General features: G+C 28.8%; 9 protein-coding genes and 1 CRISPR repeat array. Of the genes, 1 reads left to right on the top strand and 8 read right to left on the bottom strand.

Features of this window, described 5'->3' with window-relative positions:
* The 3 genes from ACESR5_RS04325 to cas6 are packed head-to-tail and all read right to left on the bottom strand — an operon-like array spanning position 1 to position 3427.
* Complete coding sequence (locus ACESR5_RS04325; RefSeq protein WP_373154416.1) at positions 1-930, bottom strand: type I CRISPR-associated protein Cas7; 930 nt, start codon at positions 928-930, stop codon at positions 1-3.
* Complete coding sequence (locus ACESR5_RS04320; RefSeq protein ID WP_373154414.1) at positions 923-2713, bottom strand: hypothetical protein; 1791 nt, start codon at positions 2711-2713, stop codon at positions 923-925. Before ACESR5_RS04320 ends, ACESR5_RS04325 begins: the two co-directional genes overlap by 8 nt.
* An 18-nt stretch (positions 2714-2731) precedes the next feature.
* A complete protein-coding gene (cas6, locus tag ACESR5_RS04315) occupies positions 2732-3427 on the bottom strand; it encodes a CRISPR-associated endoribonuclease Cas6 (protein WP_373154412.1) in 696 nt (231 codons plus the stop codon).
* A 285-nt stretch (positions 3428-3712) separates the two neighbouring features.
* A CRISPR array of direct repeats spans positions 3713-4658; the repeat unit is 30 nt; unit sequence ATTTCAATACATCATATGTTGTTATTAAAC.
* A gap of 670 nt (positions 4659-5328) precedes the next feature.
* Here cas6 and ACESR5_RS04310 point away from each other — a divergent pair.
* Complete coding sequence (locus ACESR5_RS04310; RefSeq protein WP_373154410.1) at positions 5329-6588, top strand: aminotransferase class I/II-fold pyridoxal phosphate-dependent enzyme; 1260 nt, start codon at positions 5329-5331, stop codon at positions 6586-6588.
* Here the strand turns inward: ACESR5_RS04310 and ACESR5_RS04305 are convergent.
* From ACESR5_RS04305 to ACESR5_RS04285, 5 genes are all read right to left on the bottom strand, one after another.
* A complete protein-coding gene (locus ACESR5_RS04305) occupies positions 6585-7331 on the bottom strand; it encodes an SDR family NAD(P)-dependent oxidoreductase (RefSeq protein ID WP_373154408.1) in 747 nt (248 codons plus the stop codon). The two genes, ACESR5_RS04310 and ACESR5_RS04305, sit on opposite strands and share 4 nt — an antisense overlap.
* Before the next feature lie 20 nt (positions 7332-7351).
* Positions 7352-7909 (bottom strand): elongation factor P, encoded by a 558-nt coding sequence (efp, locus tag ACESR5_RS04300; RefSeq protein WP_087244004.1) that lies wholly within the window; start codon positions 7907-7909, stop codon positions 7352-7354.
* 101 nt (positions 7910-8010) lie between these two features.
* Positions 8011-9213: a nicotinamide riboside transporter PnuC gene (gene pnuC, locus ACESR5_RS04295; RefSeq protein ID WP_373154406.1), complete on the bottom strand. Its 1203-nt coding sequence runs from the start codon at positions 9211-9213 to the stop codon at positions 8011-8013.
* Between the two features lie 313 nt (positions 9214-9526).
* Complete coding sequence (locus tag ACESR5_RS04290; protein WP_373154405.1) at positions 9527-11449, bottom strand: UvrD-helicase domain-containing protein; 1923 nt, start codon at positions 11447-11449, stop codon at positions 9527-9529.
* A 19-nt stretch (positions 11450-11468) separates the two neighbouring features.
* Entirely contained in the window at positions 11469-13382 is a 1914-nt protein-coding gene (locus ACESR5_RS04285; RefSeq protein WP_168081350.1) for an ATP-dependent endonuclease, read from the bottom strand.
* Positions 13383-13622 lie beyond the last annotated feature (240 nt).

Raw genomic sequence — 13622 nt, 5'->3', positions numbered from 1 at the left:
TTAAACCTCTTTTCTTGTCACAATGTGATAATAATGAACGTTCGTCAAATCACAGTCAATTGCTGTTGTATTAGGATTATAATAAATTTCAACTGTTTGCACTTTTGATATAACATCTTCAAGAAGATCTTTTAAATGAATTGTAATCGTATTTTTATCTTCACCTTTTACAAATTCAACATATTCAGTTAAATTTGGTAGATATAATGTTGGTTCAGTTTCTACAAATAATCCAAACTCATTTTCACAACCTTCTTTTGAATTTGTAGCAAATGCTGTTGCACTAGATAAAGAGGTTTCTTTAAATTGCAGATAATCTTCTTCAGTATATCCATCTGTAATACCTAAACCAACAAACTCATTATAAGCATTAGGATTAATAACAAAAGGATAGAAATAATGTGCTTCATCACTGACAATCTTTGTTCCTAAAGTAGAATTTTTTGCATCAGCATCAGTTGCATCTCTAAATGGTGATAAAATCTGTTGTTCCTGTGCTTCACTATCTGGATATTTATTAAAGCCTTGTCCAAACTGGACAGCACCAGTGATAGAAATATTCATACCTGCTTCAGCAAATGTTGCACCAAAATTTTTGACATCAATAGCTTGAAACAAATTTTTTAATACTTCAGAAACATCTTTGCATTTTGTTAAATCTTCAACTTCAAATAGATATTCGTATCTTTCTCGTAATGTTCGAGGAACCAATGATACTTCTCCTTTTTTACCCTCTGATAATTTCATTGATTTAATGTATAAAACTTTTTTGCCTTCATCATTCCATTGCTTTTTCATAGGATATTTGAATGCCTTATCACTTCCATAAACATCACCTGTAGAAGTCGTTTTTGGATAACCTGTAAAATCAGCATTCCAATTTGCCATAACCGAACTTACACCTAACACACCATATACTCTTTTATTCATCTTTATTTTCCTCCTTATTTTTTTCTATAATCAATAACTGTGCATTAAAACCAGAAACTATATACTCTGGTAAAATACTATGAGTATCATATTGCATAATATGTTCTATTAATTTTTCACTTCTACTTTCAGGATAATAATCAATTGCATATGAATACTTTTTATACATCTGTATTAATTTCTGCTTGAGTTTTTTTACATCTTTACAGTTTAAATATTGATTTACATATGCGTGTGTCTTTTTTGATGATTTATTTAAGAACAAGAAATATTGTATTAACTGCCCTACTGCAAAATTAAATTCTTCATCCCCATCAAAATCCCAATCATATCCTTTAGGAAGATTAATATGTACTCTTAATTGATTTTTTACATTCATTATTTTTTCACCTATCTTTCTCTCATCATTAAAATAATCTAATAAAGACCATCTTAAATTCAATTGATGTTGAACCATAAATTGACTATTTTGACTCATGGTATTTGTTATTATATCCCATGACATTTTATCAACTATAGATTTTAAAACCAGTATATCTCCAGTATTCTTAAACAATTTTAATTTATCTCTATAGGTTAACAAACATCTTTTTAAATGCCCATCTATAATCTGAATATTATCAGCATCACTATAAAGATTTCTACTTAATTTATTTGCAAAGAAAACGCGATCAATTATATTAAAGATGCCTATAACACTATCTATATACTCATCATATTGAAAACCACTCTTTTCAATAAATTTTTCAGGTATTTCCATGTAATTTTCTAAGCAAAATGATTTGTTAAGTCTATTTGAAAACGATGAAACAACTTGACTATCTATAATCTCTGCTTCATTTTTTCCTTTTTGACAATGTATATAATAACCTTGAATATTTCTTCCAATGAGTTGACTATCATTTGAAATAGGTAATAATTCATTTTTACCTCCAAATGTATTAATATAAAAATCATAACATCCTTTAGAAACTTGACCCCATAGATAATCAAAAAACTGTGCTTGTAATAATGCTTGTTCCTGATTAACTAAATAGGGTGTCTTTACTTTTCTTGTCTTATTTAGTAAAAATGGCTTCTTAGAATTAAGATTCATATTGTTATTAGGTAGACCTAATATATCTTTTCCATCTTCAACATTGTAATCATTACTATTATAAAGATTTGGTAAAAGATATCTTTTGTTTTCTCTTTTATAATAATCCAAAGTTTTACTTTGATCACCAAATACAAAGAACACCTTAACGTAATCTTTTTTATCCAGATTGATACCTTCAAATATATCAGTATGTAAAACATAATCTTCAATACTATCAATAAGTTCGATATCAACTTGACCAATTTCTTTTTCTACTTTTTCATATAGTTTTCTTGAATTTGCTTTTTTCTCATACTTAGACATTGGATTTTTAAGAATAGCATAATACTTTTTTATAATATCATTATTGAGTTTTCCTGAAAGAATACTATCTTTTTTTACTGCCAAAGATAAATAATGACAAGAATGAATGACTTTTTTAGGATCTATAGGTTTATTCATTTCTAAAAGTTTACTGTAATAATCTAACTCTCGTATATAAGCATAATTTGAATTTTGTGAACCATTTGTTTGTTTTGATTTTTTATCATAGAAAATATCTATCGTTTCATTGATTTTCCAACCATCTTGATTATTCATTTCAATAAGGCGATATGTACCATCTTTAAGACTATATGAATCTGTAACAATTCTACTATCTTGTTGAACAATTTCACCAAACACTTCTAAAATTTCTTGAAGCAACTTCCTTACCTCCTTCCTTTATAAATATTCATAATTCATAAATCCAGATCCTCGAGAGTTGTTCTCTAAAACTCCCGTTCCCAATGCTAAATATGCTAATTTTTGCGCTCTTTCATTTTGTGCAATTTCAATACTTATTTTATCTCCTAAAAGATGAATATTTTTGTATGGAATTTTCACAGGAACTTTATTTTTAAATTCTATACAATCATAAATCATAAAATTCTCATCTAAATCTTCATCTAGAAATAGTTTATATTTTTTCATCAAATTATCTTTTAATCTTTTTTCAAATTCTTCTAATGACATATAGTTTTTCCAATACCCTTTTTCATCATTTTTAACGATAACTGGAGTAATAGAATATATTCTCTTTATTAATCTTTCAGAAATGATTTTCACTTCTCCGCCTAATGCCTCTATTTCATTAGTTTCATAAAAAGATAAACGAGACAAAAAATATTGAATCAAATTCTGTTCTACAGATCTTATTCTCATCGTATAATGATGATTCTTTTTATAAATTCCATCCTTTTCTATAGGATACAGAAAATCATGCACATAACCTTTATAATGATGAGCATTATGATATTCTTTTAGTTTTTCATCTTTGGATAAAGCACTGTCGATGAAATAGTTAAGTACATTGACTAATTGCTCATAATGAATATCATATTTCAATACTAATTTAACTTTGTATTCATATACTTTCATTTTCCAACCTCACTTCATTTGTAATTTTTTTGAGTAAAAATACTATATCAAAACATTCTCATATCCAATACTAATGTAAAATGATTAACCATTTATAAACATATTTTATATATCTCCCACTTCCCTATCTATAAATAAAATTGATTAATACAAATATCAAATATAACAATCATCAATAAGCTTACTGCTATTAAAACATATAAATCACTTTTTAACATGCTTATATAAGTTGTTTTGATAAAGTAAATTGTTATTAAGGTTCATATGAACTTTTACATTTCCATAATTTCAAAACATCTCATGTTGTTATTAAACCTCCCTCGTGCGAGAACTCGATCGACCTCTTCCTGATTTCAATACATCATATGTTGTTATTAAACTCCAAAGGCACCAGACCATTGAACGGTATTTCTTCCATTTCAATACATCATATGTTGTTATTAAACGACGTTATAAAGTGCTTGTATTCATAGCAAGTCAGTGACTTCAATACATCATATGTTGATATTAACCCTGATAATTATAATCTTTAAAAAGTATTTGAGAATTATTTCAATACATCATATGTTGATATTAATCAGAGAAATAGATGGCATGATCCTTTCACGTTATTAATTTCAATACATCATATGTTGTTATTAAACGTAAAAAAAGCCATGAAGCTAAAAGAGGTAGTTTAATTTCAATACATCATATGTTGTTATTAAACGTATACTGATGCAGGAGAGCAATATATAAAAGGTGATTTCAATACATCATATGTTGTTATTAAACTTATTAAGCTAAGAGATGGCACAGAATTGAACATATTTCAATACATCATATGTTGTTATTAAACAGGTGCTGGCTGACAATGTTCAATTTTGACAGACCATTTCAATACATCATATGTTGTTATTAAACCAAGTTATTTGGTGGCGAATGGAAACAAGGGTGTTTATTTCAATACATCATATGTTGTTATTAAACGCAACACGTTATCGAAACATGAATATAGAGCTATATTTCAATACATCATATGTTGTTATTAAACTTGACCTCTTTGATTAACCTGAAAATCAGGATTAATATTTCAATACATCATATGTTGTTATTAAACAGGAGAATTATTGGATATCATCATAACCTTTAACAAATTTCAATACATCATATGTTGTTATTAAACAGCCGGTGTTGTCAAGGTTGGTGAAAACCTAAAAATATTTCAATACATCATATGTTGTTATTAAATCCCTGGAAAATAAACATTTTCTTAATAGATAATTTTTAGAAAACTAAGGTAGATAAAGGATTTTCTCTATTTTTTACCAGCTATTAGGCGAAAAACTAACAAATATATAAAAAAGCAAAAATATATAGATAAATACAATACTTTTTTATAACAGGAAGGAAATCCACTTGGTAAAAAATAATTCTATATATGCATAAATCCTTCAGTATCCAAGCAAATAAACAATAAATATTTATAATCTCATTCCTACATTAACATTTTTGCTCTTGACGATTGTTTCACTATTCTTATCAAGAAGAATAATCATTTTCTCTTTTGTAAAATCACATTTCATTAAATGTTTCTTTTTCGAAGAAAAAATTTTTTAATAAAAATGCCTAGTTCAATCTTCAAGCAAATTATCATCTCCCATCCACTTTCAATTTACAAAAAGCATACTTTAGATGTTGATATTTAATTAAAATTCTTAAAAAATATAAATATTTAAAAAGATCTTATGTTGAAGTTCTATAAAATATTATTTTCTTCTTACTTATATGATATACCTATCACAAAAATATTGTCAATTTATGTTGTTTGATTTAAAAAATAATTTAATAAAAGTTTTCCATACAAAACATTAATATTCGTGTATAATAGACAATGGACATTTTATTGGAGGATTATAGACATGATATTAGAACAAATTCATCCAGATATACTGGAAATGGCAAAAGAATCAGATAGTATCTTAAGTGATATTTATAAAAGAATAGATGAAATAGCTTTAACAAACTCTAATCGTATTTTATCAGCATTTATAGAAAATAGAGTTTCTTATTCTGATTTTGCAGATATTAACGGATATGGAAATTATGATGAAGGTAGAGATAAATTAGAAAAAATCTTTGCGACTGTTCTTGGATGTGAAGATGCTTTAGTTCGCCCTCAGATTATGAGTGGAACAAACGCATTATATTTAACGCTTTCTGCTTTATTAAAACATGGCGATACCATGATTTCTTTATCTGGAGCTCCTTATGACTCTTTACAAGAAATGATTGGTTTGAGCGGAAATTCTACACAATCATTAAAGGCTAATGGTGTGAAATATGAACAGATTGAATTAGTCAATGATGATTTTGATGATGAGAAGATTGTAGAGAGATTAAAACAGAATAATGTCAAACTTGTTGAAATTCAAAGATCTAGAGGGTATTCACATCGTCAATCTCTTTCTATTTCAAAGATTGAACGTATAATTTCAAAAATTCGTGAAGTGAATAAAGACGTCATTATTATGGTCGATAACTGTTATGGTGAGTTAGTAGAAGAGAAAGAACCTGGTCATGTTGGAGCTGATGTGGTTGTAGGATCTTTAATGAAAAACCTCGGTGGTGGAATTGCACCTACTGGTGGATATATAGCAGGAAATCAGGAACTTATTCATATGGTTGCTGAACGTTTAACTGCTCCTGGTATTGGAAAAGATTTAGGTGCTAATTTCAACTTAAACAATACTTTCTTTAAAGGTTTATTTATGGCTCCTAATGCTGTTAAAAACGCTTTAAAAACAGCTGTATTTTCTGCGTATATGCTAGAAAAATTAGGATATTCTAATGTATCTCCTCGTTATGATGAACCACGCACAGATATCATTCAAACTTTAGAACTCAAAACAAAAGATAATTTAGTGAACTTTACACAAGGGATTCAACAGACAAGCCCTATTGATTCATTCGTTCAAGTTTTACCTGCCCCTATGCCAGGTTATCCTTTTGATGAAGTTATGGCAGCAGGTAGCTTTACACAAGGAAGCACCATTGAATTAAGTGCTGATGCCCCTGTTATTGAACCTTATACACTTTACATACAAGGTGGATTAACATTTGAATATGGAAAATTATCTATTTTACTGGCGTTATCAAATATGAAAGGGAAGTTGGATTAACAACTTCCCTTTTGTCCACCATCAATACGTATGACAGTATTATTAATAAAATTAGCTTCATCACTTATTAAGAATTTCACTAAATAAGCCACTTCTTGAGGATCACCATATCGATTGACCATAATTTTTTCAACTTCTTCTTTTAAAAACTCTTCATCATATCCGTCCAACTCATTTTCTGTTCCGATAAAACCTGGAGCAATACAATTGACATTAACATATGGAGCAAACTCAAAAGCAAGATTATGTGTCATGGAAATCAATGCTGCTTTAGAAGCATCATAATCTATACACATAGGATAATATGTATTGATACCATTGGTTGAAGAAATATTAATAATTCTGCCATATTCCTGATCTAACATATGTCGATAAACACGTTTACTGCAATTAAATGCACCTACAACATTGACATCTAAAGTCTTTCTAAATTCTTCAGCATTTTTCAAATGAAAAAGATTAGATAAATCAATAGCGGCATTATTAATTAAAATATCAACACCACCCAGTTCTAGTTCAATAGAAGATATCATCTGATTAACTTCATCTTCCTTAGAAACATCACATTGGATAGCCATACATCGTACACCATAATTGTCTATAATCATATCTTTTAATGCATGAGCTTCCTTTTTGGATGTGAGATAATTAATCACAATATCATAACCTTGTTTTCCTAATTCTAAAGCAATGGCTTTTCCAATACCTTGTGCTCCACCTGTAATTAATACAACTTTATTCATCTTTGAAAAAAAGAGCTTGATTAAGCTCTTCCTGCATACTTACCATCTGCTGTAAAGACAACAATTTTTTCTCCAGGTTCAATGAACTGAGGAACACGTAATGATAATCCTGTATCAGTCACAGCATCTTTTGTTTGATTAGATGGTGCTCCTTTAATAGCTGGATCAGTTTCTACAACTGTTAATTCTACTTTTTCTGGTACAGATACTGATAATAAATCACCTTCAAAGAACATTAATGAAACTTCTGAACCTTCAATAATATAATATTGAGTATCTCCAACTTGATCATTAGCTAATTCATATGTTTCATATGTTTCCATATCCATGAAATAGAATGTTGATCCATCCTTATATGAATATTGTGCTGTCTTTCTTGAAATATTAGCTTGATCAAATTTTGTATTTGCATTAAAGTTTCTTTCTTGAATTGCATTTGTCTTTAAGTTTCTCATTTTTGTTTTTAAGATAGCTGCACCTTTTCCTGGTTTCACATGTTGAAAGTCTAATACCTGGCAAGGATCACCATCAACAATTAAAGTTAATCCTGTTCTAAAATCTCCTGCTGATATAGCCATATTTTTCACTCCTTATATTTTTTAAGATTTTCTTTCATGCTTATTTTATCAATTTTATAGCCAATCTACAAGACTCATGCAGATATTTGGGTCTGTTTTTCTTATGAATGTGACTGAATATACTTACTCCACTTGATATAACCATATGTTGTATTTGTAAAGTAACCTAATTTAAGAACTAATAAAACATATTGTCCAGAAATCACATTAATAACAGCTTCAAGGAATGCACAAATATACCATGCAATCCATTGTTCCCTTAATCTAAAGAAAATAAACAATCCGTTCGCAATTCCTACAGCTGATGCACAGGCATCAATATATATAATGGCTGTTTCTAATAATTGGTTGTTGTAAAAATCTGTTGAGATATCTAAACCACTAATAAAATATCCTACAACAATTGTCCAAACAACAATACCTACAATAACCAAAACTTCTTGATATCCTTTGAGTTTTCTGACAACTGTCAATTCACTTTCTTCTTCATCTTTATGTCTTGACCAGTTAATATAACTAATAATATCAATTGGTAACCAGAACAATAATGTTGTGACCATTGTCGCAAAACGATACATTAAGACAACGCACATTGCTATTTCTACGATTTCTACGAATACAGAAACAAGGAAATTGTATCTTGATTGCTTAGAAATAAGTAACTCACAAAGAATATTCAAGAATGTATCTAGTAAATAAAGCAACATGATGATAATTCCATTAACACCATTTGCACTTTCTTCTGGAAAAATAACAGAAATAATTGTAGCCAATACCATGATTGATAAAAACCATGATTTTTCATATGTTGTAAACTGTTTTGCAAATAATGTCATAATTAATACAGATATCATCAAAATAAATGAAGCAATTCCAAAGTTAAACACAGGTGTTAATTCATTGGCTTTGACTTGTCCATATGAATGTTGTATTTCCTGATTTGTTATATTTTGATGATCAAAATAGAGCTTTGTTCCATTATCTGTTTCATACTCATATGCTGTAATACTATCATCTTCTAATTGAACGTACTCTTCATATGAATAAGAAACAACTAATTCCTTATCCCCATTTACATATGTAACATCACAAACTGTATTATCCTCACTATAATCTTCCAGTTCCCTATCCCTAGTCATTTCTATACTTTGGATAAACTTTGCATCATTAACATTAGCATTCACCTGGAACATACCGTATCCAATAGATACAATAGAAGCAACACATAATAAAATGGAAATAATAACTTCTGCAATACGTAACCCTTTTCTAGGCTCCATATTGGCTTTAAAAAACTTTATCATATCAAACCTTCTCCCCCCCTATCATTTGCATTTATAACATGCTTTCCTATTATAAACTATTTAGATGGAAGATGGTATATTATATTATGAAATTTTATGAATAAAAAATTTTTTGTGAATTGAAAAATTAAATTCCATATCCCTTTGAATAATAATATATTCTTATTTCTTTCCGTTTTTGTTTTATTTCATTTGCAATCTAATAAATTCAGGTGTGAAATAGTTATGAGTAAAGAATATATATAAATTAGAGCAATAAACTTCACTATTTGCTGTTCTTATCTATATCAGTTACATCATCAGTTACATCATTTTATACACTCCTACAATCAATTATATCCCAATTTGCAAAAGCGCCCTTAGATTTTACATATGTGGATTCTTGAATAGCTAAACAAAGTAATTTATTAGGTCGACTCATCCCTACATAAACACACTTGCGACTTTGTTCGACTTCTTTTCCTGATCCTAACTTTCCAACACCTAAATATGGCAATATACGTTTTATATCTGATGATCGATTTTTCTCTGTTTCCAAATATAAGGTCGCATCATGAGTTTCACCTTTAACACCATGGACCGTATCAAATACTATTTTTCTTTCATAACTTTCATCAAAAATAATATTCTTTTGTAACTTGTACTGACTCTTTACAGTTGATTTATCCATATAGTAAAACGGAATTTTTGAAATTACATCCCCATCATTGCATTCCTTTCCTATAATATTGGTAACTATATATTGTATTTCATAATTAATTTTTTCTATATTATAATCCTGCAGCATAGACAAGTTAATCAAACAATCCGTATATAAATCATAATATTTGTCAAAGAGAATCTTTTTTATAGAAGTTAATGTATATTTAGAACCTGATTCAAGGTTAATTCTCCCCATAAAATTAAATATTTCACATAAGATTTTTCGAACTTCTTTTTCAGCTAAATAAAGTTTTCCTTTCTTCATTTCTTCTGCAATTATATAAAGATGGTTCCAGTATCTGTTTGTTTTTCTTAAGTTCTGATTTGGATCAAAGCCATCCCAATAATCACCTATTTTCAAACCTTTTAATTCTTCTCGTTTTACAAGTCCAATGACTTTATAAACACCATCCGAATCAAACAATTCATATTGGTTCAACACATCAATAAATACTTTAATAACTTTATTTTTTGAATTGTCATTAAATACAATTAGTGTCGGAATATATTTTAAATATCCTCTTGTTGACTCAATTTTTCTTTTACCCGTCCTTAAATTCACTAAAAAATCAGCAATTTCTTGACCATATCTATTAGAACAAGCCATTTCAATACTATCCTCACCTGGATTCCAATCTTCCCTATCATTATTATCCAAATCATATATTGCTTGATCAGGATCTCCAACACGAAATATACAGGTTACATTTTTATCAAACAGTTTATTCAAAACTTGTCTTTGTAATAAATTACAATCTTGATATTCATCCACAAACACATATTGAAACCTTTTTGAAAATAAGTCAGTATATTCCGAAGTTAATTGTGAAATCGCCTCATTTGCATATTTATAAGCATCAGAATATGTAATTATCCCATTGTCTTTTAGCAAAGATTCTTTTGCTTGAATATATTGTATTGCTGATAAAGAATCTCTACCTGCAATAGCTTTCTTTTGACCATAGACATACAAAGCACCATCTTGGCAATATAAATTTTGAATATAGTCAACTTGATTACTAAACTTGCTAGAACCATCTTTAACTTTATACTTTATAAAATAACGCAAACTATTATATGGAGATGTCTTGCGCATATCTTCCCAAATCAAATTATAAAAATAATTTGCGTATGTTATATCATCAACAATCTGAATTGATGATTTTATTATATTTTTCAAATAAGGTCTCGTGACATATTGATCAATAAAAGATTGTATAGTCCCTACATAATTTGGATAACCCATTAACTTATCAGCATACTTACTTAATTTTGTTTTTATTTCATTAACTGCAACATTTGTATGCGACAAAACACATACTCCTGTTCCGTCAGGAAAAGGCATTTTTTCAGCCAATACTTTTAACTTAGCAAGTAATACTGTCGTTTTTCCACTCCCCGGGCAAGCTACAATTTCAGATGATTTCCAACAACGGATAACGTTTCTTGCATCATCTGCAAAATGACATGATTTAGGTAACAAAATTTTTTCAATTTCTTCTATTTCTTTATCGGAAATATGTATGTTACACACTCAATTATCATTCCCTTCTTTAAATTTCAATGTTAACTGAATATTTTATAGCTTCAATCAAGTATTTAAGATAAGGATCAGTCATAACTCCATTTTTAAATTTCTGCTTCTTAGACTCATCAATCTTGTATTGATATAGATCAAGGTCAAACATATCTAATTCTGTAATTCCTTCAGGTAGTATAGAAATATTTATCTTTATCAATGCAGCTAAACATTGTGCAACAATAGCTTTTAGATTGCTTTTTCCAGAATCATCTAACATCAGCTTATATATCTTATATGCTTTTTCAGAATCAGATAAATCCTTCCATTTCTCGCAATCTTCTTTAATTTCACTTTCTATTTCATCCATTTTATCTTTTGTAAGTATATATTTATCACTATTTTTTATTTTTTTCCCACAGCGGATTGCTTTATGGAATAATTTTTGAAGACAACTCAACGCTAAGCAATACTCCAACGTCCATCTAGGTGAAACAAAGCCTTTAACTGATCCCATTGTATATTTATTCTCTTTTTTTAAAACAGCTTCTTTAGTTTCTTGTATTCTTTCATCAAAAATCTTATTGCTATCATCATTTTTATAAGTAGGCTCAATATCACAATCTGTAAGCACTGATACGGGTATGTCTATTTTATCACCATCATTTCTTATAAAAATTTTAGAATATCTTAAAAAAGCTGTACTTCCAACATTAACTATAGAAACACCATATTTTTCAAGTGGACAATCTATAAGATCAGCTAAAATAGGAAGTAATAGATTCTCGGCATCACCTTCAACCATTAGTATTCCTCTTGCAAAAAATAGATTTGCTTTTGTTGCGTCTAAAAATCGTTGTAAAAATAAATAGTCTCCTTTTTCTAATCCTGTATTTTCATACGCCATATCATAGGCAGCTTTATTCTTTAGTAAAATGACATTTTTTAGATTTATTTTTGAAGCCAAAATTGTACTATGTGTCGATATAATAATTTGTGTGCCCGTATGATCATATTCTTTTTGTAAATAATCTATTAGCCTAAGTTGTGCTTGTGGATGTAGGTGTGCTTCTAGTTCTTCTATTAAAGCAAGTCTTAATCCACCAACCGAATCAGAACTTAACAGCAACAATTCTGCTGCAATAAATAGTAGATTTAATTCTCCCAATCCTGGATTCACCTCTGAAACTCTTAAAGATAGGCTCTCTAATATTTTCTTTAAGTGAATATCAGTAACTTTCACTTGCGCTTCCGACGATGTTTCTGCAACATTAAAAGCAGATAAATTATTTCTAATGGTATCTAAAACAACTTTTCCTTCATCTTTAGTAAAATAATTTTCTATATCTTGATTAGCCTTTGAAAGAATTTCCATAAGTTTATGCTCTTCTTTGTTGATAAACAGCGAATGTCCAGATAATATTTGGGCAAATCTTGAATTCCTCCCAGCACTCATTTCTCGCTCAGCATCCCTAAGAGGTTTTAAGTATACAGCCTTGAGTAATTCTCTTGCTTTTCCATCTAAAACAAGACCATCTTCAATAGAACCAACGCGTAATTCAGAATATATTCTATTCTTGTCTTTCCAAGCACGATAAAATAAATTCAAGGAATACTTTATTATCTCTCCACATTTCTTAAAACATAAATATTCGATAAAATTTTTTGCTTCATTTTGAGAAAAATCATCAAGTAAACACTTGATTTGAAATTCATTTACCGCATTTCCATTTTCATCCACATAAAAATCTTCATCCATCGGACGAATGTATTCGTTACTTTGAGTAAGAAGGATAAGTTTAAGAGCATCTATAATTGCTGTTTTACCTGCATCATTTTCTCCAATTAGTGCATTTAATCCTTTATGAAAACATATTGATAAACCGGGTGAATCATCTTCTGACTTAAACTGTCTAAAATTGTAAAGTTCCAATTTTGAAACAATCATACATTCCCTCCTTTTTTCATAATCTTCCAAATGAGATATGATTAATATTTCTATTTACTCATACCGGGCTCTATTCTCAACCAAGTGTTAAAAGCAGAATTCAATCATATCTCATCATGTGAAATCAAAATATATGTCCAAAGATTGCCATCACTCCATGCATTCCATTATAATACAGCCTTACAATATTCTTTAGCTATTTTTTACTTTTTATATAACATGCTCACTCTTAAAATCGCT

It is taken from the genome of Clostridium sp. AUH-JLR23 (genome assembly GCF_964238065.1).
Lineage (GTDB): Bacteria > Bacillota_I > Bacilli_A > Erysipelotrichales > Coprobacillaceae > Allocoprobacillus > Allocoprobacillus merdigallinarum.
Note: the sequence above shows the minus strand (reverse complement) of the source record. Positions and strands in the feature narration are given on the sequence as shown.

Coding starts and splice junctions, on each gene's coding strand:
- ACESR5_RS04325 (WP_373154416.1), bottom strand. CDS start 930: ATGAATAAAAGAGTATATGGTGTGTTAGGTGTAAGTTCGGTTATGGCA.
- cas6 (WP_373154412.1), bottom strand. CDS start 3,427: ATGAAAGTATATGAATACAAAGTTAAATTAGTATTGAAATATGATATT.
- ACESR5_RS04310 (WP_373154410.1), top strand. CDS start 5,329: ATGATATTAGAACAAATTCATCCAGATATACTGGAAATGGCAAAAGAA.
- ACESR5_RS04305 (WP_373154408.1), bottom strand. CDS start 7,331: ATGAATAAAGTTGTATTAATTACAGGTGGAGCACAAGGTATTGGAAAA.
- efp (WP_087244004.1), bottom strand. CDS start 7,909: ATGGCTATATCAGCAGGAGATTTTAGAACAGGATTAACTTTAATTGTT.
- pnuC (WP_373154406.1), bottom strand. CDS start 9,213: ATGATAAAGTTTTTTAAAGCCAATATGGAGCCTAGAAAAGGGTTACGT.
- ACESR5_RS04285 (WP_168081350.1), bottom strand. CDS start 13,382: ATGATTGTTTCAAAATTGGAACTTTACAATTTTAGACAGTTTAAGTCA.